This is a genomic window from Pseudomonas sp. MWU13-2517, from assembly GCF_023242545.1.
Classification (GTDB): Bacteria; Pseudomonadota; Gammaproteobacteria; order Pseudomonadales; family Pseudomonadaceae; genus Aquipseudomonas.
In genome coordinates, this window is sequence record NZ_JALMFA010000012.1 from 223,545 (window position 1) to 244,722 (window position 21,178).

20 protein-coding genes are annotated in these 21,178 nt (G+C 61.4%); 8 read left to right on the forward strand and 12 right to left on the reverse strand.

The window, feature by feature from the left end; genetic code table 11:
* Positions 1 to 93: 93 nt before the first annotated feature.
* The 3 genes from M5B97_RS18980 to M5B97_RS18990 all read right to left on the reverse strand — a co-directional run bounded on the left by M5B97_RS18980 (position 94) and on the right by M5B97_RS18990 (position 4,286).
* Complete coding sequence (locus tag M5B97_RS18980; protein ID WP_248732316.1) at positions 94 to 1,788, reverse strand: collagen-like triple helix repeat-containing protein; 1,695 nt, start codon at positions 1,786 to 1,788, stop codon at positions 94 to 96.
* Between the two features lie 303 nt (positions 1,789 to 2,091).
* The gene (locus M5B97_RS18985) at positions 2,092 to 2,940 is read right to left on the reverse strand and encodes a MaoC/PaaZ C-terminal domain-containing protein (RefSeq protein ID WP_248732317.1); all 849 of its coding nucleotides are present in this window, start codon (positions 2,938 to 2,940) and stop codon (positions 2,092 to 2,094) included.
* Positions 2,941 to 2,942: 2 nt separating this feature from the next.
* On the reverse strand, positions 2,943 to 4,286 hold the full coding sequence (locus M5B97_RS18990; RefSeq protein WP_248732318.1) for a 3-oxoacyl-ACP reductase: 1,344 nt from the start codon (positions 4,284 to 4,286) through the stop codon (positions 2,943 to 2,945).
* Positions 4,287 to 4,400: 114 nt separating this feature from the next.
* Here M5B97_RS18990 and M5B97_RS18995 point away from each other — a divergent pair, with 114 nt between their 5' ends.
* Both M5B97_RS18995 and M5B97_RS19000 read left to right on the forward strand, forming a co-directional pair.
* The gene (locus M5B97_RS18995) at positions 4,401 to 5,678 is read left to right on the forward strand and encodes an acetyl-CoA C-acetyltransferase (protein ID WP_248732319.1); all 1,278 of its coding nucleotides are present in this window, start codon (positions 4,401 to 4,403) and stop codon (positions 5,676 to 5,678) included.
* Positions 5,679 to 5,802: 124 nt separating this feature from the next.
* Entirely contained in the window at positions 5,803 to 6,699 is an 897-nt protein-coding gene (locus M5B97_RS19000; RefSeq protein WP_123714318.1) for a PA4780 family RIO1-like protein kinase, read from the forward strand.
* A gap of 145 nt (positions 6,700 to 6,844) precedes the next feature.
* Here M5B97_RS19000 and cueR read toward each other — a convergent pair whose 3' ends face one another.
* From cueR to M5B97_RS19015, 3 genes are all read right to left on the reverse strand, one after another.
* On the reverse strand, positions 6,845 to 7,246 hold the full coding sequence (gene cueR, locus M5B97_RS19005) for a Cu(I)-responsive transcriptional regulator (protein ID WP_248732320.1): 402 nt from the start codon (positions 7,244 to 7,246) through the stop codon (positions 6,845 to 6,847).
* Entirely contained in the window at positions 7,243 to 9,444 is a 2,202-nt protein-coding gene (locus M5B97_RS19010; RefSeq protein WP_248732321.1) for a heavy metal translocating P-type ATPase, read from the reverse strand. Before M5B97_RS19010 ends, cueR begins: the two co-directional genes overlap by 4 nt.
* Before the next feature lie 67 nt (positions 9,445 to 9,511).
* Positions 9,512 to 9,892 carry a hypothetical protein gene (locus M5B97_RS19015; RefSeq protein ID WP_123714321.1) on the reverse strand — a complete coding sequence of 127 codons (381 nt, stop codon included), beginning with the start codon at positions 9,890 to 9,892 and terminating at the stop codon, positions 9,512 to 9,514.
* A 147-nt stretch (positions 9,893 to 10,039) separates the two neighbouring features.
* On the opposite strand from M5B97_RS19015, the gene M5B97_RS19020 reads away from it, so the two are divergent.
* Together M5B97_RS19020 and M5B97_RS19025 are read left to right on the forward strand one after the other, a co-directional pair.
* Positions 10,040 to 10,237 carry a cation transporter gene (locus tag M5B97_RS19020; RefSeq protein WP_060755732.1) on the forward strand — a complete coding sequence of 66 codons (198 nt, stop codon included), beginning with the start codon at positions 10,040 to 10,042 and terminating at the stop codon, positions 10,235 to 10,237.
* A gap of 87 nt (positions 10,238 to 10,324) precedes the next feature.
* Positions 10,325 to 11,518: a multidrug effflux MFS transporter gene (locus M5B97_RS19025; RefSeq protein ID WP_134660926.1), complete on the forward strand. Its 1,194-nt coding sequence runs from the start codon at positions 10,325 to 10,327 to the stop codon at positions 11,516 to 11,518.
* A gap of 8 nt (positions 11,519 to 11,526) precedes the next feature.
* Here the strand turns inward: M5B97_RS19025 and M5B97_RS19030 are convergent, their stop codons facing one another.
* The 3 genes from M5B97_RS19030 to M5B97_RS19040 form a co-directional block, all read right to left on the reverse strand.
* Positions 11,527 to 11,709, reverse strand: coding sequence for a hypothetical protein (locus M5B97_RS19030; RefSeq protein WP_123714323.1), 183 nt, complete (start codon positions 11,707 to 11,709; stop codon positions 11,527 to 11,529).
* A gap of 145 nt (positions 11,710 to 11,854) precedes the next feature.
* Positions 11,855 to 12,868, reverse strand: a complete 1,014-nt coding sequence (locus M5B97_RS19035) for a zinc-binding alcohol dehydrogenase family protein (RefSeq protein ID WP_248732322.1) — start codon at positions 12,866 to 12,868, stop codon at positions 11,855 to 11,857.
* Between the two features lie 24 nt (positions 12,869 to 12,892).
* Positions 12,893 to 13,186, reverse strand: coding sequence for a putative quinol monooxygenase (locus tag M5B97_RS19040; RefSeq protein WP_248732323.1), 294 nt, complete (start codon positions 13,184 to 13,186; stop codon positions 12,893 to 12,895).
* A gap of 118 nt (positions 13,187 to 13,304) precedes the next feature.
* Between M5B97_RS19040 and M5B97_RS19045 the strand changes: the two genes are divergently transcribed.
* The 3 genes from M5B97_RS19045 to M5B97_RS19055 all read left to right on the forward strand — a co-directional run bounded on the left by M5B97_RS19045 (position 13,305) and on the right by M5B97_RS19055 (position 16,538).
* Positions 13,305 to 14,234 (forward strand): LysR family transcriptional regulator, encoded by a 930-nt coding sequence (locus M5B97_RS19045; protein WP_123714326.1) that lies wholly within the window; start codon positions 13,305 to 13,307, stop codon positions 14,232 to 14,234.
* 134 nt (positions 14,235 to 14,368) lie between these two features.
* On the forward strand, positions 14,369 to 15,064 hold the full coding sequence (locus M5B97_RS19050) for a helix-turn-helix transcriptional regulator (RefSeq protein ID WP_248732324.1): 696 nt from the start codon (positions 14,369 to 14,371) through the stop codon (positions 15,062 to 15,064).
* Between the two features lie 103 nt (positions 15,065 to 15,167).
* Positions 15,168 to 16,538 carry an MFS transporter gene (locus tag M5B97_RS19055; protein ID WP_248732325.1) on the forward strand — a complete coding sequence of 457 codons (1,371 nt, stop codon included), beginning with the start codon at positions 15,168 to 15,170 and terminating at the stop codon, positions 16,536 to 16,538.
* A gap of 63 nt (positions 16,539 to 16,601) precedes the next feature.
* On the opposite strand, the gene M5B97_RS19060 is transcribed toward M5B97_RS19055, so the two are convergent.
* Positions 16,602 to 17,555 carry an adenosine deaminase gene (locus M5B97_RS19060; RefSeq protein ID WP_017134717.1) on the reverse strand — a complete coding sequence of 318 codons (954 nt, stop codon included), beginning with the start codon at positions 17,553 to 17,555 and terminating at the stop codon, positions 16,602 to 16,604.
* A gap of 193 nt (positions 17,556 to 17,748) precedes the next feature.
* Between M5B97_RS19060 and M5B97_RS19065 the strand changes: the two genes are divergently transcribed.
* Positions 17,749 to 18,840 carry a calcium:proton antiporter gene (locus tag M5B97_RS19065; RefSeq protein WP_248732326.1) on the forward strand — a complete coding sequence of 364 codons (1,092 nt, stop codon included), beginning with the start codon at positions 17,749 to 17,751 and terminating at the stop codon, positions 18,838 to 18,840.
* Here M5B97_RS19065 and M5B97_RS19070 read toward each other — a convergent pair whose 3' ends face one another.
* Together M5B97_RS19070 and M5B97_RS19075 are read right to left on the reverse strand one after the other, a co-directional pair.
* Positions 18,841 to 20,196 carry an 8-oxoguanine deaminase gene (locus M5B97_RS19070; RefSeq protein WP_248732327.1) on the reverse strand — a complete coding sequence of 452 codons (1,356 nt, stop codon included), beginning with the start codon at positions 20,194 to 20,196 and terminating at the stop codon, positions 18,841 to 18,843. It abuts the gene before it with no gap.
* Between the two features lie 144 nt (positions 20,197 to 20,340).
* On the reverse strand, positions 20,341 to 21,027 hold the full coding sequence (locus M5B97_RS19075; RefSeq protein WP_123714331.1) for an SDR family oxidoreductase: 687 nt from the start codon (positions 21,025 to 21,027) through the stop codon (positions 20,341 to 20,343).
* Positions 21,028 to 21,178: the final 151 nt, after the last annotated feature.

The following is a 21,178-nucleotide window of genomic DNA, read 5'->3' on the forward strand; positions in this document are numbered from 1 at the left end:
CCCATAAAAAAGACGAGAGACTTATTCAGGGTCTCTCGTCTCAACCAAGCGTAGGCGCTGTAGGAGAGGCCGTCTAATCGGCCAGGTGCAATTCTAGTTTTTGCCGGTCAGGCCGTTCAACAAACCTCCCAGAGCGCCGGTTGTACCGGTGCTGCCGTTAGCCGAGGCACCGGCACTGGCACCGACGTTCAAGCCACCGAGCAGGCCACCGCCACTGGTGCTGGTTCCGCCGGTGACCAAGCCTCCCACCGACCCGACGGTGTTGCCGACCGCCGTTACAGTCGTGCCCACCGCGTTCGTCAACGGGTTGGCGTTGGCTGTGGTCAGGTTGGTGCCCAGGCTGCTGACGGCACCGCCGACTTGCGTAACCAAACCGTTGACCGGAGCACCGATGCCGCTCGTGGTACCGACGTTTTGCGTCAGGCTGGTGACGCCGCTTGTTACCGGGTTCAGCGCCGCGCCGACGTTGGTTGCCAAACCTGCTACCGGCGTCGTGGCAGCGGTGTTGGCAACGCCTGTGCCACCGATGACGGTACCCAGCGAGGCCACGGTATTGCCCAGTGCGCCGGTGGTGACACCTGCGGCACTGAGGGTACCGTTGGTATTGCCGGCATTCAGCCCGCTACCCACGTTGGCGACCACACCGCCAACCAGTTCCGGCAGGCCGGGAGCAGCGGCACCCCCTGCGGGTGCAACATAACCTCCTGACTTGTTGAGTACGCCACCGACGCCGGTCAGCGCACCGCCAACAAGCGTGGTGACAGGGTTGCCTGCGCCGCCGGCGCTGGCGACCTGGCCACCCGCACCGGTGACAGTGGAGCCGACTCTATTCAGCACACCGTTGAGCGGAGTGCCCAGGCCGGTAGCGTTACCCAAGTTGCCAGTGGTGTTCTCCACCAGTGAAACCACCGGTACCAGTACACTCTTGCCGAGTGTGTTGGTCGCGCTGCCCAGTGGCCCGGTGGTGCTGGCGGTACTCAGGGTATCGCCGAGCATGGTCACGGCTTGGCCGACATTATCCACCAGTCCACCCGCTGCGGCGCCGACGCCACCGGTCAAGCCACCGACTACTGGAACGCCACTCAACGTTGTGCGCAGGTTTCTGCCGGTACTCGACACGCCGGTGCCGAGGTCGGCAACGCCATCACCGACGCCGGCGATGGTGGTGCCCAATGCATTACTGTTGGTGCCCAGAGTGCCCAGGCCATTCGTCACGCCGCTGCCGATGCTGGTGACGGCGTTGCCGGTTGCAGTGACCAGGCCGCCAGCCGTCACACCGACGACTGGAACACCATTGAGTGTCGAACCAAGATCACCGACGGCCGCGCCGACGTTACCGACTGTAGTGCCCAGCGTGCCTGCAATCTGGCCTGTGACCAGTGGGGTGGTGGTGGAACCGGTGCCGCCACCCGTGCCGCCAGTGCCACCGCCCGTGCCGCCAGTGCCGCCACCCGTGCCGCCAGTGCCACCACCCGTGCCGCCAGTGCCGCCGCCCGTGCCTCCAGTGCCACCGCCCGTGCCGCCAGTACCGCCACCCGTGCCACCAGTGCCTCCACCGGTACCACCGCCGGTGCCGCCATCGGTACCGCCGCCAGTACCACTACCGGTACCACCGCCCGTGCCACCACCCGTGCCCGAGCCGCTGCCCGCACCGGAATCGGGAGAAGACGCCGCGACGCTGGTGTGATGGCCGCCGCCACCGCTGCTGCAACCACCGAGGCTCATCGCCATGATCAGGGCCAGCGCGGTACTTGCTTTCCATAGCACTGCTTGAGTTTGAGTTTTCATGATTGAGTTCCCTTGCACCTGTACAACCTTGGTTGTTTCAAACGTTGGCAATTTCTAGGGATTGCCATACGTTTGTCCGTGGGGTTATCACAGACCCGAGTACTCTTTCTCGCAACGCTCAACTTGGTATTAACGATTTATATAAACAGGCTTCTTAGTTGGCTTATTGACTAATACCAAGGGTGTAGGTGGAGGGCTGATTAAGAAATATATTTAATATTAATCAATGGCTTGAATAAAAAAAGCGGACGCCGGGGCATCCGCTACAACTAAGGGTGTATATATACAATTAACGGCTGTAACTTACGCAATAGGCCGCCACTTGCCGAACATATGTTGAATGTCGGCAGCACCGTTCAACTGCAACTCGCCGCTGGAACCCGCGGCGGTGCTGAGCAGTACTACTTCACTGGGCAGGCGCACGGGCTTTTTGAATTCGACGTCTATCTCTACATTGGCGGCGGGTAAATGCTCATGCAACGCGGCCAGCGTTCGGGCGGTATTCCACAGCCCGTGAGCGATAGCCTGGGGAAAACCGAAGAGCTTGGCCGTCAAGGCGCTCAGGTGGATCGGATTGTAATCACCGGATACCCGCGCGTACTGGCGGCCAATATCGGCGGGCGCTTTCCAGCGGGCCGCTTCGCTGACGTTGCCGGATACCGAGAAGTGTTCTTCCTGGGCTTCGCCCACTAGCTTTACGCCGCGACAAAGCATACGGCTATCGGCTTCCCACAACAGCCCCAGTGAGTCCTCGACCGTGGTCACGATATCAAAGGTTGCACCCTTGGCATGGGGCTGCAGGTTGTGTGCGTACACCCCAACCAGCACGTTGCTCACGCCTCCCAATGGGCGATGGATACGGATTCGGTTATTCAGGTGAACCAGCCCCAGCAGCGGAAAGGGAAAATGCCTGTCGGTGAGTAATTGCATCTGTAAACCGAACGCCAGGATATGGGGATAAGTACCTGGCAGTATCGAGCTGTCCGCAAACCCGCAGACCTTGCGATAGGCCGCGACGTGCGCGGGATTTACGCGAATGTGGCAGCGCAGGCCTTTATCGGGCAATGCATTGCCGGTGATCTTGCGTTTGAGTGCCGCGCGCCAGTACAGCGGCGGCAGAAACAGGGTGCTGCCGAGTGTCTGCCATTCCATGCTCAGGCTCCCAGCAGGCTTTGCCCGCACACGCGCAGTGCCTGGCCGCTGACCGCACCAGAGCCGGATTGGCTGAGCCAGGCCACGGCCTCAGCCACGTCCTGAGGCAGCCCGCCCTGGCCCAGCGAACTCATGCGGCGCCCGGCTTCACGCAGGGCGAAGGGGATGTGCGCGGTCATCTGGGTTTCAATAAAGCCGGGCGCCACTGCGTTGATGCTGATACCGCGTTCCCTCAACAACGGCGCCCACGCCTGGGCCAGTCCGATCAAGCCGGCCTTGCTTGCGGCATAGTTGGTTTGCCCACGGTTGCCGGCAATGCCACTGATGGATGCCAATAGCACCACTCGCGCGTTGTCATGCAGGGTACCGCTGTCGAGCAGAGCCTTGGTCAGCACTTGGGGGGCCTTGAGGTTGACCGCCAGTACCGCGTCCCAATATTCCGGGGTCATGTTCGCCAGGGTTTTGTCGCGGGTGATACCGGCATTGTGTACCAGGATATCGAGGCCGTCGGGCACCTGTTCGATCAGTTGCGTGGCGGCGTCTTCAGCGCAGATATCCAGCACCACGGTACGTGCCCCGAGGCGTGCGGCGAGGGCTTCGAGATCCGCCTTGGCCTGGGGTACGTCCAGCAGTATCACCTCTGCACCGTCACGGGCGAGGGTTTCAGCGATGGACGCGCCAATGCCTCGGGCGGCACCCGTGACGAGGGCCTTGCGCCCGGCCAGGGGGCGAGTCCAATCCTCGACCGCAGTGGCGCAAGCTTGCAGGCGGATGACCTGACCGGAGATATAGGCGCTCTTAGGCGAGAGGAAAAACCGCAGCGCACCTTCCAATTGGTCCTCGGCACCGTCGCCGACATACAGCAGTTGCAACACGCCGCCGTTGCGCAGTTCCTTGGCCAAGGAGCGGCTGAAACCTTCCAGGGCGCGTTGTGCGCTGGCGGCGAATGGGTCGCTGAGGCTCTCCGGCGCGCGGCCGAGGATCACCAGGTGCGCGCTGTTATCCAGGCTTTTCAACAACGGTTGGAAGAACTCGCGCAATTGCTGGAGCTGGTCGGTGTGTTGCAAGGCACTGGCGTCGAACACCACAGCCTTGAGCTTGGGGCCGTGGCCAGGAATCCACGTCGCCGTCTCGGTGCCGTAGCTGTAAATGGCATCGGTGAGTTTGTGGGCGAATACCTGCACCTTGGCCGCCAGCGGGCCGCCGCCGAGCAGCAGGGCACCTTCCACCGGCCGCAGGCGTCCGGCCGGCCAGCGTTCCAGGCGTACCGGCGACGGCAGGCCAATGGCGGCGACCAGGCGATGGCCGAGGCTTGAGTTGGCGAAGTCGATATAACGGTCAGACATGGAACGCTCTCCGAGTGCTGGGGTTCAAACGGTGGACCATCAATGGGTAACGGTCGTTCGATTGAGCCTAGGCTAGGCTTGAAGATTCCACCCACAACCATCAGGGAGCTTTCCATGACTCAATTGCGCCGTGTAGCGATCATTGGCGGTAATCGCATTCCCTTCGCCCGCTCCAATGGCCCGTATGCCACGGCGAGCAATCAGGCCATGCTGACCGCTGCCCTCGAGGGCCTGATCGAACGCTACGACCTGCACGGCCTGCGTATTGGTGAGGTGGTGGCCGGTGCGGTGCTCAAACATTCCCGCGATTTCAACCTCACCCGCGAGTGCGTGCTGGGCTCGCGCCTGTCGCGGCAAACCCCGGCTTACGATATTCAACAGGCCTGCGGTACAGGGCTTGAGGCGGCGCTGCTGGTGGCCAACAAGATTGCCCTGGGCCAGATCGAGTGCGGGATTGCCGGCGGTGTGGACACCACTTCTGACGCGCCAATCGGCGTGAATGAAGGGCTGCGCATGCTTTTGCTGCAAGCCAACCGCAGCCGGTCCATAGCGGATAAATTGAAACTCTTGTTACAACTTCGCCCCCATCACCTCAAGCCCGAGTTGCCGCGCAATGGTGAACCGCGCACCGGTTTGTCCATGGGGCAGCACTGTGAACTGATGGCGCAAACCTGGCAGATTCCCCGTGCCGAGCAGGACCAGCTTGCACTGGAGAGCCACCAGAAAATGGCCGCGTCCTACGCTGAAGGCTGGCACAACGATCTACTGACACCATTTTTGGGCCTGACCCGCGACAACAACCTGCGCCCGGACCTGACCCTGGAAAAACTCGCCAGCCTCAAGCCGGTGTTCGAGCGCAGCGACAAAGGCACGCTTACTGCCGGCAACTCCACGCCGCTCACGGACGGCGCGTCGTTGGTATTGCTGGGAAGCGAGGCCTGGGCCAAGGAGCGTGGCTTGCCGATTTTGGCGTACTTGCGCGATGGTGAAGCGGCGGCGGTGGATTTCGTCAACGGGGCTGAAGGCCTGCTGATGGCGCCGGTGTATGCGGTGCCGCGTCTGTTGGCGAGAAATGGCCTGACCCTGCAAGACTTCGATTACTACGAAATCCACGAAGCCTTTGCTGCCCAGGTGTTGTGCACACTTAAAGCCTGGGAAGATGCGGACTACTGCAAGACACGCCTGGGGCTGGATGCGCCGTTGGGTTCCATCGACCGCAGCCGGCTCAACGTCAAAGGCAGTTCGCTGGCCGCCGGGCACCCGTTCGCTGCCACGGGCGGGCGTATCGTCGCCAACCTGGCCAAATTGCTGAGTGCGGCGGGCAAGGGGCGTGGCCTGATTTCCATCTGTGCAGCAGGTGGGCAGGGGGTTACAGCGATCATTGAGCGTTGAAACTGGCATATTGGATGCATTCTTAAGTGATCAACGGTCGGTAGCCCCTCCCACCGGCGAGCCGATTGCCGTATAACGATTGCCACACGCGTGTTTGGTAATACAGGACCCACAATAAAAGCTGATGAAGACTCCTAAACGCATTGAACCCCTGATCGAAGACGGTCTGGTCGACGAAGTGCTGCGCCCACTCATGAGTGGTAAAGAAGCAGCTGTTTATGTGGTGCGCTGCGGTAACGAATTACGTTGCGCCAAGGTTTACAAGGAGGCGAATAAACGAAGTTTTCGTCAGGCGTCCGAATACCAGGAAGGCCGTAAGGTCCGTAACAGCCGTCAGGCCCGGGCCATGGCCAAGGGCTCCAAGTTCGGTAAGAAAGAAACCGAAGATGCCTGGCAGAATGCCGAAGTGGCGGCGTTGTTCCGCCTGGCGGGTGCCGGCGTTCGGGTACCGCAGCCGTTCGACTTCCTCGAAGGCGTGCTGTTGATGGAACTGGTGGCCGACGAATACGGCGATGCGGCACCGCGTCTGAACGACGTGGTACTGGAGCCGGACCAGGCGCGCGAATACCACGCCTTCCTGATCTCCCAGATCGTGCTGATGCTGTGTACCGGCCTGGTGCACGGTGACCTGTCCGAGTTCAACGTGCTGCTCACCCCGACCGGCCCGGTGATCATCGACCTGCCCCAGGCGGTGGATGCGGCGGGCAACAACCACGCATTCAGCATGCTGGAGCGGGATGTGGGCAACATGGCGGCCTACTTCGGGCGCTTTGCCCCGGAGTTGAAAAAAACCAAGTACGCCAAGGAAATGTGGGCGTTGTACGAAGCCGGTACGCTGCACCCGGGCAGCATCTTGACGGGCGAGTTCGACGAGCCGGAAGAACTGGCGGATGTGGGGGGGGTGATGCGCGAGATCGAAGCGGCGCGGCTGGATGAAGAGCGTCGCCAGGCGATTCGCGCGGCGGATGATGCACCCGCAAACAAGACGGCAGAGGAACCACCGCCGCCTTGGATGCAGTGATTTCCACAGACATGGAAATCTGACAGGTGTGGGAGGGGGCCTGCTGCCGATAGAGCCGTGTCAGCCAGCACAAGCTTGGCTGAACTACCGTTATCGGCAGCCAACCCTCTCCCACATTTGGCTTTGTGTGTACTGAGTCAGAGCATCAGGCGCAGCAACTGCCCGAGGCCAACTCCTTGAGAATCGGACAGTCCGGCCGATGATCGCCCTGGCAGTGTTCCACCAGGTCCTGCAACGTATCGCGCAATTGCCCAAGCTCCAGAATCTTCTGGTTCAGCTCATCGATATGCTGGCGCGCCAAGGCCTTCACATCGGCGCTGGCCCGTTGCCGGTCCTGCCACAGGGTCAGCAGCTTGCCGACCTCTTCCAATGAAAACCCCAGATCCCGCGAGCGCTTGATGAACGCCAGCGTGTGCAGGTCATCTGGACCATACACACGGTAGCCGCTGTCGGTGCGGTGCGCGGCTTTGAGCAGGCCGATGGATTCGTAGTAGCGAATCATCTTCGCGCTCAGCCCGCTTTGGCGAGCGGCTTGGCCGATATTCATGGGCGTTGATCCTCCAGGTCCTTGGGTTTCCAAGTCTTCAACAGTAATGCATTGCTCACCACACTGACGCTGGACAAGGCCATCGCCGCGCCCGCCAGTACCGGGTTGAGCAGGCCGAATGCCGCCAGGGGAATGCCAATCAAGTTATACACAAACGCCCAGAACAGGTTCTGGCGGATTTTCGCGTAGGTCTTGCGGCTGATCTCCAGCGCGGCGGGCACCAGGCGCGGGTCGCCGCGCATCAGGGTGATACCGGCGGCGTGCATGGCCACGTCGGTACCGCCGCCCATGGCGATGCCGATATCGGCGGCGGCCAGGGCCGGGGCGTCGTTGATACCGTCGCCGACCATGGCCACCACGCCGGTTTTTTTCAGCTCGGCGACCCTGGCGGCTTTGTCCGCCGGCAGCACTTCGGCATGCACATCCTCGATGCCCAGCGCTTGCGCTACCACATGGGCGCTGCCGCGATTATCGCCGGTGAGCAAGTGGCTGCTGATGTGCTGTGCCTTGAGTTGCTCCACCGCTTCCAGCGCGCCGGGCTTGAGCGTGTCACCGAAGGCGAACAGCCCGAGCACGCGAGGTCGGGCGCCTTGCTCGATCAGCCAGGACAGGGTGCGGCCTTCGGCTTCCCAGGCTTTAGCGGATTCGGCCAGCTCACCGGCGCTCAAACCGCCTTCTTCCAGCAGACGGCGGTTGCCCAGGGCCAGTTGCCGGCCGTCCAGCGTGCCGGCGATGCCGCGGCCGGTCAGGGATTGGCTGGCACTCACATCAGCCACGTTCAGTCCTTGTTCGTCGCAAGCGTCCAGCACGGCCTTGGCCAGTGGGTGTTCGCTGCCGCGTTGCAAGGCGCCCGCCTGTTGCAGCAGCACGGTTGCATTACCCTCCACCGCTGCCATGTGGGCGATTTTCGGTGCGCCGCAAGTGAGGGTGCCGGTTTTGTCGAATACCACGGCGCTCACTTCATGGGCACGCTCCAGGGCTTCGGCATCCTTGATCAAGATGCCATGGCGCGCGGCGACGCCGGTACCGGCCATGATCGCCGTCGGTGTAGCCAGGCCCAGGGCACAGGGGCAGGCGATCACCAGGACGGCAACGGCATTGATGATCGCCGTCTCCAGGGACGCGCCGTAGAACCACCAGCCCATCAATGTGATCACCGCCAGTACCAGCACGGCAGGCACGAACACCTGGCTGACCTTATCCACCAATTTCTGGATCGGCGCCTTGGCTGCCTGGGCCTCCTCCACCAGGCGGATGATTCGCGCCAGTACGCTTTCCGCGCCCAGGGCCTGGGTGCTTACCAGCAAACGGCCTTCGCCGTTGATGGCGCCGCCGGTGACCTTGTCGCCCGGCTGTTTCGGCACAGGCAGGCTTTCGCCGCTGATCAACGCTTCGTCGGCATGGCTGCGGCCCTCCACCACTTCGCCGTCCACGGGGAAGCGTTCGCCGGGTTTGACCAGCACCAGGTCGCCAAGCTTCAACGCGTTGATTGCAATCTCTTCTTCACGGCCATCGAGCACCCGGATCGCGCGTTCCGGGCGCAAGGCTTCGAGGGCGCGGATGGCGCTGGCGGTCTGGCGCTTGGCGCGGCTTTCTAGGTATTTGCCGAGCAGTACCAGGGCGATCACCACTGCCGAGGCTTCGAAGTACAGGTGCGGCATGCTGCCGGTGGCGGCAGTGAGCCATTCATAGAGGCTCAGGCCGTAACCGGCGCTGGTGCCGATAGCCACCAGCAGGTCCATATTCCCGGCGCCGGCGCGTACGGCTTTCCAGGCGGCGATATAAAAGCGTGCGCCAAAGATGAACTGCACGGGGGTGGCCAAGGCGAACTGCACCCAGGCGGGCAGCATCCAATACAGGCCGAAAGGTTCCACCAGCATCGGCACCACCAGCGGCAGCGCCAACAGGATGGCCAGCAGCAATGACCAGCGCTCGTGATGCAGGCGCAGGGCTTGGCGTGCGTCGGTGGCGGTTTCGCTTTGGGGCAGGGTGGCGGTGTAGCCGGCCTTGTCGACGGCGGCGATCAACACATCGGGGTCCATCTGGCCCAGTACTTCGACATGCGCGCGTTCATTGGCCAGGTTGACGCTGACGCGTTGCACGCCCGGCACCTTGCCCAGCGCGCGTTCGACGCGCCCGGCACAGCTGGCACAGGTCATGCCACTGATGGGCAGGTCAAAGGTGGTGGGTCCATTCATGGGGCAGTCCTCCAGAAGAAGTTGCCCCTAGGATCAACCTTGACCTGTGGGTAAGGTCAAGGGCCGATCAGTATTCCAGCGCGGCAGGTTTCAGGTACATGCCGTCCGGGCCCTGGGCGATACGCAGCTTGCGCACGTCTCCGGCCTTCAGCGTGATGTTCTGCGCCGGCGGCGCCAGCATGCCCGGCAGGCAACCCGGGGATTGGCCCGGCAGCAACTTCAGGCGCAGCGACAGGTTGCCCGCCGGCAGGTTGAACGAGGTGGCCTGTTCCTGGAACAGTCGGCCCGCCAGTTGGTCATTCAGGTACAGGCCGATTTCACAATTGGTCGGTACTTCCAGGCGCTCCCGGGAAATGATCAGCACCGCATAGTCTTCAGCGGCGAAGGCTTGTGGCGTGCCGACAGATAAGCTCATCAGGCCGGCAAGGGCAAAAAACGACCAGCGCATGGCGGATGCTCCGTGGTTGGAATCAACGATGGGTGAAGCTTGGCCTTTGAAGCCGCCGAATGCCAGCCCGGCAGAAGTTTTCAGAACTTGACCTTGCCATCGTGGCAAGGTCGAGACTGGGTCCAACCTCATTCAAGGAGTCATGTCATGCAAGTATTCAGTGTTGAAGGAATGACCTGCGGCCATTGCGTCCGGGCCGTGACCCAGGCGGTGCAAAGCCAGGACCCGGCGGCGAGTGTGAAGGTCGACCTGGCGGCGAAGGAAGTGGGTGTTGAAAGCCGTCTGTCTGCCGAACAGGTGATCAGCCTGATCAGCGAAGAAGGCTATAGCGCCAGGCTTGCTTGAACTTTCTGATAGTTAGCGAGCTAACGTAATGTTCATGGCACCCAAGCGCGGCTAGACTGTCGAGCTGCCGACTCACTTGGGTGTCTGATGAACCTTCGCATAATCCTGATTCTGGGCGCCTTGAGCGCCTTCGCGCCGTTGGCGATCGATTTCTACCTGCCGGGCTTTCCGGCCATGGCCATGGCCTTCGCGACCGACGAGAAGCACATCCAACTGACGCTGGCGGTGTATTTCGGCGGCCTGGCCATCGGCCAATTGATCTACGGCCCGCTGGCGGACCGATTTGGTCGACGTGGCCCGCTGCTCAGTGGTGTGACCCTGTTTACCCTGGCCTCGTTTGCATGTGCCTATGCGCCTTCGCTGGAATGGCTGATCGGTGCGCGTTTCGTACAGGCCCTCGGTGGGTGTGCGGGCATGGTGATTTCCCGTGCAGTGGTCAGCGACAAATGTGATGCCGTGGGGTCGGCCAAGGTGTATTCGCAACTGATGCTGGTGACCGGCCTGGCGCCGATCCTCGCGCCGTTGGCGGGCGGGGTGATGGTCGGTCTTTGGGGTTGGCAGTCGATCTTTCTGGCGCTGTCGGTGTTCAGTGTGATGGCGGCCATTGCGGTCGCCGTCGGCTTGCCGGAAACCTTCCCGGCCGACAAGCCGCGTCAGCCGCTGTCCGGCTCGCTGCGCCGCTACGGTGCGTTGCTGTCGGATCGGGTCTACCTCGGCTACGCCCTCACTGGCGGTATCTCGATTGCCGGGATGTTTGCCTACATTGCCGGTTCACCGTTCGTGTTCATCAAGCTTTATGGCGTTGCCCCGGAGCATTACGGCTGGCTGTTCGGCTCCAATGCGGCGGGCTTCATTCTGGTGGCGCAACTCAATGCACGGCTGCTGTCCAAGCGCGGCCCGGCGTTCCTGCTGTCGCGCACGGTGTGGGTCTACGTGCTGGCAGCGTTGACCTTGCTCGGTATTGCTGCGTTACGCACCGACGCCCTATGGCCATTGCTGGTGCCACTGTTTATCTGCATCGCGAGCCTTGGCTGCATTTTGCCCAATACCTCGGCCTGCGCCATGGCCGGGCAAGGTGCGCGGGCCGGCAGTGCGTCCGCGTTGCTCGGTTGCATTCAGTTTGGTGTGGCGGCAGGCGCCGCCTCATTGGTAGGCGTGTTGCACGACGGCACGGCCATGCCGATGGCGATGGTCATCAGCCTATGCGGTGTATTGGCGGTGACGGTGGCGGTGTCGACCCAGCGCCTGCAACGGGCAAGGGCCGTGCAGGCACAGGTCTGACGGACGATTCAGCCGGCGGTGGCGCGCTGCTGGCTTGATGGAAAGCGGTGAGGCGCCCGGATGCGGGCTTGCAGAGTCTCGGCGAAAGCGCGGGCTTCAGCCTCACTGCGGAAGGTAAAGGCGTCGCCGTCGAGGCGAACTTGCCATTTATTGCCTGGGGATTTTGCTAACGCTTTTATCAGGATCTTCATTGCTGACTTCCTCACGTAAAAGAATCGTGGCAAAGGCGGCCAATATAAACCCGAACGCGCGCACAAATATGACAAAGATCAACTCTCGGACTAATGGTGTCGTCCATTACCCACATGAATAATGGACGACTCCGACAGCCTTTATTCAGAACCCTTCCAGCACGATCTTGCCCTTGGCCTTGCCGCTTTCCAGCAGAGCGTGAGCGCGCCGCAAGTTCGCTGCGTTGATCACGCCGAAGTGCTCGCCCACCGTGGTTTTCAAGGTTCCGGCATCAATCAGTTGAGCGACGCGATTAAGCAAGTTGTGCTGCTCGATCATGTCGGGTGTCTCGAACATTGAGCGGGTGTACATGAACTCCCAATGCAACGACAGGCTTTTGCGTTTGAGCTTGCTTACGTCCAGAGCCTTGGGGTCGTCGATCAGCGCCAGCTTGCCTTGAGGTTGCAGGGCTTCGACCAGTTGGTCCAAGTGATGGTCGGTCTGGGTCAGGCTGGCGACGTGGGTCACCTGCGGGTGGCCGGCGGTCTTCAATGCTTCGCTCAGCGGCTGGCTGTGGTCGATCACCAGATCGGCACCCAGTGCCTGGGTCCATGCCTGTGTTTCGGGACGCGAGGCGGTGCCGATGACTTTCAGCGCGGTGAGCCGGCTGGCCAGTTGGGTCAGGATCGAACCCACGCCACCGGCCGCGCCGACGATCAGCAAGCTCTGACCTTCGTCTTCTTTGCCTTCACGGATTTGCAGGCGCTCGAACAACATCTCCCACGCGGTGATGGCGGTCAGCGGCAGTGCGGCGGCCTCGGCGAAACCCAGGCTCTTGGGCATATGGCCAACGATGCGTTCGTCCACCGTGTGCAGTTCACTGTTGCCGCCCGGACGCACCAGCGAACCGGCGTAGAACACCTTGTCACCGGCCTTGAACAGCGTCACATCGCTGCCGACGGCCTTGACCACACCGGCCACGTCCCAGCCCAGCACTTTGGCGGTGCCATGTTCCGAGGCGACGTTCTGGCGCACCTTGGTGTCCACCGGGTTGACCGAGATGGCTTTGACTTCCACCAGCAGGTCGCGCGGGCCGGCGACGGGCTCCGGCAGCTCGATGTCTTGCAGGGACTGTGGATCGTTGATCGGCAGTGAGGCGTAGTAGGCAATGGCTTTCATGGGGGCTCCGGAAAAGGACGGTAATCAGGCGAGAAATCTCAGGCGCTTGAGTTCGAAGTGTTCAAGTACATCCGCGGCTTTGGCGCGGAAACTCTGGATATGTGCACTTTGGTCGTGGTCGGCCAGCGCTGCATCGTCGCTCCAGCGTTCGAGCATGTAGAAAGTTTCGGGGTGTTGCAGGTCCTGGTGCAGGTCGTACTGTTCGCAACCGGCTTCGAGACGGGTCGGTTCCAGCAGGCCGCGCAGCAGGGTTTCCAGAGTGGCCTGTTGGCCGGGTTTGGCGACCAGCGTGGCGATAACGTTAAAGGCAGTAGACATATTCAACTCCTGGCGCGTGGTGAGCGGGGTGGGCAGATGATTGGCTATTTCCCGTGAAGGAAAAAGCGGCTAAAACAGCAGTCTGTTTCAATGAAATTTTGATAATGAGTGGAAACCCATGCTGCGCTTTGATGATTTGCAGTTGTTTGTGCGTGCGGCGGACCTGGGTAGTTTGTCTGCCGCAGCGAGGGTCATGGACCTGTCGCCGGCGGTGGCCAGCGCTGCGCTCAAGCGCATCGAACAGCAACTGAGCACGCGTTTGTTGGCGCGCTCCACGCGCAGCCTGCGGTTGACCGCCGAAGGTGAAGGTTTCCTGGAATACGCGCGTGCCGCGTTGAGTTCGCTGGACGAAGGGCGGCGCTTATTGGCCAGTGGCCAGGACCATGTCAGCGGCGTGTTGCAATTGTCGGCACCCTCGGATTTCGGGCGGAACCAGCTGTTGCCGTGGCTGGATGAATTCCAGCGTGAATACCCTCAACTGACTGTGCGCCTGTTGCTGGGCGATCGGATTGCCGATTTGTTTCGCCAGCCTGTCGATATTGCCTTGCGTTACGGCGAGCCGGAGGATTCGAGCCTGATTGCGCTGCCTATCGCCCCGGACAATGTTCGTGTGCTGTGTGCCGCCCCCAGTTACCTCGCCCGGCATGGCGAGCCTCGGCACCTGGAGCAACTGGCCCAGCATAATTGCCTGTTGTATATGCTCGGCAGCCGAGTCCACGACCGCTGGAGTTTTCACGACGGCCGGCGTGAAGTGAGCCTGACGGTTGCCGGCGACCGTTTCAGTGACGATGCCGACGTTGTACGTCGCTGGGCCGTGGCGGGGGTCGGTATTGCCTATAAGTCCTGGTTGGACGTGAGCGCGGATGTGCTGGCCGGTCGCTTGCGTGTGATCCTGCCTGAGCTGCGGGGGGAGCGCACGCCGCTCAACCTGCTGTGCGCCCATCGTGCGCAATTGAGCAAGCCGATCAACTTGCTGCGTGAAATGCTTGTTTCCCGTTGTGCGACATTGACCGCGCAATGGCCGGAGCGGTTGATCACTGGGCAATAGCCTCCACGACAGCAGGAAATTTCACTCAGATCCTGTCCCTGCCTGCGGTGTCGGACCAGGCGGTGCCTGTGGTGTGCGCACCTATACTTTGGCGCCAACCGCAGCAGATAAATGATTCAACAGGGAGTGAATACGTGGAAGAAGCACCTTGCATCAGTCAGATCGCCAGCTTGCTTGCCGAGCCCAAACGTACTGCCATGCTCTGGGCCTTGATGGACGGTTCCGTGAAGTCTTCAGAGGAGTTGGCGGTGCTTACCGGGTTATCCCCCGCATCCGCCAACGCCCATTTGGCGCGGCTAAGCGCAAGCGGGCTGCTGCTCACCGAGGCCCGACGTGGCAAACGCTTGTTTCGCGTGGCGGCCGCCGATGTCAGTGCCGCCATCGACGCGCTGGCCAGTACCACCATGGCCAGCGCCGCCCGCAGCCGCCCCTGTGTTTCGCCACCGGCTTTGGTGGCGCCGCCGTCGCTGCGTCATGCCCGGTTGTGCCAGGGTCATCTCGGTGGGGAGCTGGCGGCGGGGTTGTATCAACGCATGTTGGCTGCGGGTTGGATTGAGCGTCTTGAGCAACGCACCGAGGTCACCGTCAAGGGCGCGCAGTGCTTGGCAAGCCTGGGTATTTTTACCCAGGCGCTGGCGTCGCCACTGGTCTGCGACTGTTTTGATTGGAGCCAGCAACAGCCCCACCTGGGGGGCGCATTGGGCGCAGGGTTGCTGCAACTGTTCCTGCAATCGAACTGGATCAGTGTGATCAACGAGTGCCGGGCGTTGCTGGTGAATGAAGTCGGGCTTGCACACATCACGCTGATCGCGGCGCCCGAGCAATCCTGACCGGCGGGCGTCGTTCAGGGTTTCAACCAGGTCGCATCCAGCAATAACCTGCTGAAACGATGCCGCACACTGACCCTGGGGATTTTCACACTGGGGGTGCGGCATGGGTTTGCAGGGCTATAGCGCAGCGGAACGGCTGGAACGGTTGCCTATCAGCGGCTACCACCGAGTCATCTTTATCATCATCGCCCTGGCGTTTTTCTTCGACTCCATGGACCTGGCGATGATGACCTTCCTTTTAGGCTCGATCAAAACCGAGTTCGGCCTGAGCACCGCCCAAGCCGGGTTACTCGCCAGTTCGAGCTTTTTCGGCATGGTGGTCGGCGCCTCGTTGTCGGGGATGCTGGCGGATCGCTTTGGCCGTAAGCCGGTGTTCCAGTGGAGCATCGTGTTATGGGGCATTGCCAGCTACCTGTGCTCCACGGCGCAGACGCTGGAGATGCTGACGTTGTTTCGCGTCTTGCTGGGGATCGGCATGGGCATGGAGTTTCCAATTGCCCAGTCGATGCTTTCGGAGCTGATTCCGGCCAAGGGGCGTGGGCGGTATATCGCCTTGATGGATGGCTTCTGGCCGCTGGGGTTTGTGGCGGCGGGCGTGCTGTCTTACTTCCTGCTGCCGGTGATTGGCTGGCGTGACATCTTCCTGGTGTTGGCGGTGCCGGCGGTGTTCGTGCTGGCGATTCGGTTTTTTATCCCGGAGTCGCCGCGTTGGTTGGAGCAGGCCGGGCGGCATGGGGCAGCCGACAAGGTGTTGCAGAATATAGAACAGAAAGTGCGCGCCTCATTGGGCCGCGTCGATTTACCGGAGCCGATCCGCCTGCCACGGGTGGAGAGCACGCCGGGGACCTTCTTCTCGGCATTTCAGCAGTTGTGGTCGGTGCAGTATCGCCGGCGGACGATGATGATCTGGTGCGTCTGGTTCTTTGCCTTGCTCGGTTTTTACGGCCTGACTTCGTGGCTGAGCGCGTTGCTGCAGCAGTCGGGTTTTGCTGTCACCCAGTCGGTGTATTACACCGTGATCATTTCCCTGGGGGGCATTCCCGGGTTCCTGATGGCTGCGTGGTTGGTGGAACGCTGGGGGCGCAAGCCGGTGTGCGTGGTGACGTTGCTCGGCGGCGGAGTGATGGCGTTTTTGTATGGGCAGAGTGCGGTGTTTGGCGGCAATGTCGGTTTGCTGATCACCTCGGGCTTGCTGATGCAGTTCTTTCTGTTCGGCATGTGGGCGGTGCTCTACACCTATACGCCGGAGTTGTATCCCACGTCTGCGCGGGCGACCGGCTCGGGTTTTGCCTCGGCGATTGGTCGGGTCGGCTCGTTGCTGGGGCCGTTGGTGACGGGGTTGGTATTCCCGATTACCGGGCAGGGCGGGGTGTTTGCCTTGGGCGCGCTGTGCTTTGCAGTGGCGGCGCTGGTGGTGTGGGTGTTCGGAATGGAGACGAAGGGCAGGACCCTGGAAGAGTTGACGCAGGCCTGAAACTGATGAGGTCAGTGTGGGAGGGGCGGTGCCCCTCCCACGTTTCGATCTGCGTCTACTCAGTCATGGCTTGACCAGTCGTGCGTCCAGGCTGTTCTGCGCCAGGCGTTTGGCCTGGTCCTGGGTCATGCCCAGCGAGGTGTACAGCGCGTGGAAGTTCTCGGTGACATAACCGCCGAAATACGCCGGGTCATCCGAGTTCACCGTCACCTTCACGCCACGCTCAAGCATGTCGAGGATGTTGTGCTGGGCCATGTCGTCGAATACGCACAGCTTGGTATTGGACAGTGGGCACACGGTCAATGGGATCTGCTCATCGATGATGCGCTGCATCAGGCGCTCATCTTCGATGGCGCGCACGCCATGGTCGATACGCTGGATTTTCAGCAGGTCGATGGCTTCCCAGATGTACTCGGGCGGGCCTTCTTCACCGGCGTGGGCCACGGTGAGGAAGCCTTCGTGGCGGGCACGGTCGAACACGCGCTGGAACTTGCTCGGCGGGTGCCCCATCTCCGAACTGTCCAGGCCCACGGCCACGAACGCGTCACGGAACGGCAGAGCCTGGTCGAGGGTCTTCTCGGCCTCGGCTTCGCTCAGGTGGCGCAGGAAGCTCAAGATCAAACCGCTGGTGATACCCAGTTGTTGCTCGCCATCTTTAAGTGCGGCGGCGATGCCGTTGAGCACCACTTCGAACGGTACGCCACGGTCGGTGTGGGTTTGTGGGTCGAAGAAGGGTTCGGTGTGGATCACGTTCTGTTCTTTGCAGCGCAGCAGGTAGGCCCAGGTCAGGTCGTAGAAGTCCTGGGAGGTGCGCAGCACGTCGGCGCCCTTGTAATACAAATCAAGGAACTCCTGCAGGTTGTTGAAGGCGTAAGCCTTGCGCAGGGTCTCGACGTCATTCCACGGCAGCGCAATCTTGTTGCGTTCGGCGAGGGCGAACAGCAACTCAGGCTCCAGCGAGCCTTCCAGGTGCAGGTGCAGTTCAGCCTTGGGCAGGGCGTTGAGCCAATCGTACATGTCTAAATTCTCATCAGGTGCAATGGCGGCATTCTACAGGCCATGGATGAAATATTTGGCAAAACCTGACCAGCAGGAGAGTTTTGCTTTATTCATGCAAGGGCCGCCTGAACTAAGGTGTAACGAAACGTTAGCTACGTGCCGTAGTCTGTACCCCATCAATGACTGATTAAGCTGTTCGATAAGGCCCGGAATGCTCACATCCCTCAAGCAAGAAAAATTCATGCTGTTGGCGCTGATAGCCGCCATCGCCGCCTACCCATTGGAACACTGGATGCTCCACAGCGGGCAGATGGTGGCGTTGCTCGCCGGCCTGGCCCTGATCGCGTTTATCGTGATGGCCTCGATGCGGGTGGCTCATCATGCCGAGCAATTGGCGGAAAAGGTCGGTGACCCCTACGGCACCATGATCCTGACCCTCGCCGCGGTGCTGGTGGAAGTGGTGATCCTGGCGATCATGATGAGTAATGAGCCGTCGCCCACGCTGGTGCGCGACACCATCTATTCGGCGGTGATGCTCGATATCAACGGCATCCTCGGCCTTGCCGCGCTGATGGGCGGCATCAAGCATGGGGAGCAGTCCTACAACGACGACTCGGCGCGCACCTACAGCGTGATGATACTCACCGCCATGGGTGTGTCGATGGTGGTGCCGGAGTTTATCCCCGAAGCCGACTGGAAAATTTACTCGGCATTCACAATCGGCGCGATGGTGTTGCTCTACACCCTGTTCCTGCGCATGCAGGTGGGACCGCACAGCTATTTCTTCAGCTACAGCTACCCGCAAAAGCGTCGTAAGAGCCAGCCGGAGGAACACCAGGAGCCGCCGGTCAATCTGGCGTTCTCCATCGCTACATTGGTGTTTGGGGTGATAGTGATTGGCGCACTGGCCGAGGTGATGTCCAAGACCCTCGACCTGGGGCTGGAAGGCACGGGCGCGCCGCCGGTGATTACCGCGATTGTGGTCGCCGCCATTTCGGCCGCACCCGAAATCCTCACCGCTTTGCGCGCCGCTCTGGCCAACCGCATGCAGTCGGTGGTGAACATTGCGTTGGGCGCTTCATTGTCGACGGTGATCTTGACCGTGCCGGTGATGGAGGCCATGGCGCTCTACACCGGCCAGCCGTTTCAGATGGCGATGACGCCGGTACAAACGGTGATGGTGTTTATCACGCTGATCGTCAGCGCGATCAACCTCAACGATGGCGAAACCAACGCCATCGAAGGGATGACCCATTTCGTGTTGTTTGCGACCTTTATCATGTTGTCGCTGCTGGGCTTGTAATCAGCCGGCGATCAGCTGCCGTGCCGCCTGAGTGTGATCGGCAATCAAGCCTTTCAGATCCAGGCCCTCGACCTGGCCGTCGATGACTCGCCAGCGGCCGCCGATCATGACCCGGTCCGCACGGTCCGCGCCGCACAACAGCAGCGCCGAGATCGGGTCATGGCTGCCGGAGAAGCGCAGTTCATCAAGCTTGAACAGCGCCAGGTCGGCCTGTTTTCCGACCGCCAATTCACCGATATCCGTACGTCCCAGCAATTGCGCCGAACCTTTGGTGGCCCAGCCCAGCACGCCTTCAGGGGTGATTTTTTCCGCACCGTAACGCAGGCGTTGGATATACAGGGCCTGACGTGCCTCAAGGATCATGTTCGACGCATCGTTGGACGCGGAGCCGTCCACGCCCAGGCCTATGGGCGCACCCGCGGCGAGCAGGTCGAGGGTGGGACAGATACCCGAGGCCAGGCGCATATTCGAACTCGGGCAATGGCAGATACCGGTGCCGGCGGCACCCAGCCGCGCAATCTCGTCCGGGTTGAAGTGGATACCGTGGGCCAGCCAGGTACGCGGGCCGAGCCAACCGACGCTGTCGAGATAGTCCACGGTGCGCAGGCCGAATCGTTGCAGGCAGAAGTCTTCCTCATCGAGGGTTTCCGCCAGGTGCGTATGCAGGCGTACGTCGAGCGTATTGGCCAGTTCGGCGCTGGCTTGCATGATGTGTGGCGTGACGGAAAACGGCGAGCAGGGTGCCAGGGCAATCTGGATCTGCGCGCCATCGCCACGTTGGTGGTAGGCGTGGATCAGGCGTTGGCTGTCTTCTAGAATGACCTGGCCTTGTTGCACGGTCTGCTGCGGTGGCAGCCCACCGTCGGCTTCGCCCAGGCTCATGGAACCACGGGTAAGCATGGCGCGCATGCCCAGTTCGCGCACACTCTGCACTTGCACGTCGATGGCATTTTCCAGGCCATCGGGGAACAGGTAGTGGTGATCCGCCGCAGTCGTACAGCCTGAGAGCAGCAATTCGGCCAACGCGACTTTGGACGCCAGCGCGAGTTTTTCCGGCGTCAGTCGAGCCCAGACCGGATAGAGGGTTTTCAGCCACGGGAACAACGGCTGATTGACCACTGGCGCCCAGGCGCGGGTCAGGGTTTGGTAGAAGTGGTGGTGGGTGTTGATCAAGCCGGGAAGAACGACATGCTCGCGAGCATCGAATACCTGCGCACAGGGCTGCGCAGGTTCTTGCCCTTGGGCCAGCACTTCGGTAATGACACTGTCTTGCAGCACCAGGCCGCCACGGGCGTCGAGGCCGTTGGCAGTGAAAATCGCGAGTGGGTTTTTTAACCAGATACGGGTCGCAGGCATTGGCCGGCTCCTCTGAATGATGGGTTCAGGTTTGCCAGCTCAGTGTTGCCCTGTCTGCTGATCCAGGGTCGCCGGTGAAGGCGAGGGGGCAGTCTACGCGTGGAGCATTATCGACCGCAATCGGGCGATAACGCTCCACCGGGTTTACCAGGCGATGGTATCGCCCTTGTAGTCGATGAAGTGATGGCCGCCTTTGCCGGTGTAGGCGTTCACTTGTGCCACCAGGCCACGCACGCTGGTGTCGACATCGATGTGCGCGTCTTCCCCGCCCATGTCGGTTTTCACCCAGCCCGGGTGCAGCGATAGCACGGTGAGCCTGTGATCGCCGAGTTGAGTGACGAAGCTGTTGGTCATGGAGTTGAGGGCGGCCTTGCTGGCTTTGTACAGCGCCAGGTCCGACCCGTCGGGAATGGCCACGCTGCCGAGCACCGAACTCATGAACGCCAGTACGCCGCTGTCCTTGCGGATCTGCCCGACAAAGCGTTGGGCCAGGTTGATCGGTGCCACGGCGTTGGTGAAGAACAGTTGGCCGACTTCTGCCAGCGTAGCGTGGCCCGGTTCCTGATTGGCGGGGCCTTTGACGCCGGCATTGACGAACAGCAGGTCGAAGGTGCGGTCTTTCAGGCGTTGGCTCAAGGCGATCACGGCTTGTTGATCATCCATATCCAACTTCTCGATGTGCACCGGGCCTACCGCTTTCAGGGCATCGGCTTTATTCGGATCACGCACGGTGGCGGTCACGTCCCAGCCGTCCTGAAGCAATTGCTTGACCAGGCCAAGGCCCAGCCCGCGCGAGGCGCCGATGATCAATGCGGTTTTTGGCGTAGACATGAAAGGCTTCCTTTGGAGTCGCGGTTCAGTGAATTCGGCTGACAACATTACCCCAGGCTTGGGCAAATAGGGTCAAGAGTTGTTGAACAAAAAACGAACAGTACCCGCAAGCCCTTATGACAGAAGGGTTACAAACGGATGTGCTCAGGTT

Coding starts and splice junctions, on each gene's coding strand:
- M5B97_RS19075 (WP_123714331.1), bottom strand. CDS start 21,027: ATGTCTACGCCAAAAACCGCATTGATCATCGGCGCCTCGCGCGGGCTG.
- M5B97_RS19045 (WP_123714326.1), top strand. CDS start 13,305: ATGCTGCGCTTTGATGATTTGCAGTTGTTTGTGCGTGCGGCGGACCTG.
- M5B97_RS18985 (WP_248732317.1), bottom strand. CDS start 2,940: ATGGAATGGCAGACACTCGGCAGCACCCTGTTTCTGCCGCCGCTGTAC.
- M5B97_RS19060 (WP_017134717.1), bottom strand. CDS start 17,555: ATGTACGATTGGCTCAACGCCCTGCCCAAGGCTGAACTGCACCTGCAC.
- M5B97_RS19070 (WP_248732327.1), bottom strand. CDS start 20,196: ATGCCTGCGACCCGTATCTGGTTAAAAAACCCACTCGCGATTTTCACT.
- M5B97_RS18980 (WP_248732316.1), bottom strand. CDS start 1,788: ATGAAAACTCAAACTCAAGCAGTGCTATGGAAAGCAAGTACCGCGCTG.
- M5B97_RS19040 (WP_248732323.1), bottom strand. CDS start 13,186: ATGTCTACTGCCTTTAACGTTATCGCCACGCTGGTCGCCAAACCCGGC.
- M5B97_RS19030 (WP_123714323.1), bottom strand. CDS start 11,709: ATGAAGATCCTGATAAAAGCGTTAGCAAAATCCCCAGGCAATAAATGG.
- M5B97_RS19015 (WP_123714321.1), bottom strand. CDS start 9,892: ATGCGCTGGTCGTTTTTTGCCCTTGCCGGCCTGATGAGCTTATCTGTC.
- M5B97_RS19025 (WP_134660926.1), top strand. CDS start 10,325: ATGAACCTTCGCATAATCCTGATTCTGGGCGCCTTGAGCGCCTTCGCG.
- M5B97_RS18995 (WP_248732319.1), top strand. CDS start 4,401: ATGACTCAATTGCGCCGTGTAGCGATCATTGGCGGTAATCGCATTCCC.
- M5B97_RS19035 (WP_248732322.1), bottom strand. CDS start 12,868: ATGAAAGCCATTGCCTACTACGCCTCACTGCCGATCAACGATCCACAG.
- M5B97_RS18990 (WP_248732318.1), bottom strand. CDS start 4,286: ATGTCTGACCGTTATATCGACTTCGCCAACTCAAGCCTCGGCCATCGC.
- M5B97_RS19055 (WP_248732325.1), top strand. CDS start 15,168: ATGGGTTTGCAGGGCTATAGCGCAGCGGAACGGCTGGAACGGTTGCCT.
- M5B97_RS19010 (WP_248732321.1), bottom strand. CDS start 9,444: ATGAATGGACCCACCACCTTTGACCTGCCCATCAGTGGCATGACCTGT.
- M5B97_RS19065 (WP_248732326.1), top strand. CDS start 17,749: ATGCTCACATCCCTCAAGCAAGAAAAATTCATGCTGTTGGCGCTGATA.
- M5B97_RS19000 (WP_123714318.1), top strand. CDS start 5,803: ATGAAGACTCCTAAACGCATTGAACCCCTGATCGAAGACGGTCTGGTC.
- cueR (WP_248732320.1), bottom strand. CDS start 7,246: ATGAATATCGGCCAAGCCGCTCGCCAAAGCGGGCTGAGCGCGAAGATG.
- M5B97_RS19020 (WP_060755732.1), top strand. CDS start 10,040: ATGCAAGTATTCAGTGTTGAAGGAATGACCTGCGGCCATTGCGTCCGG.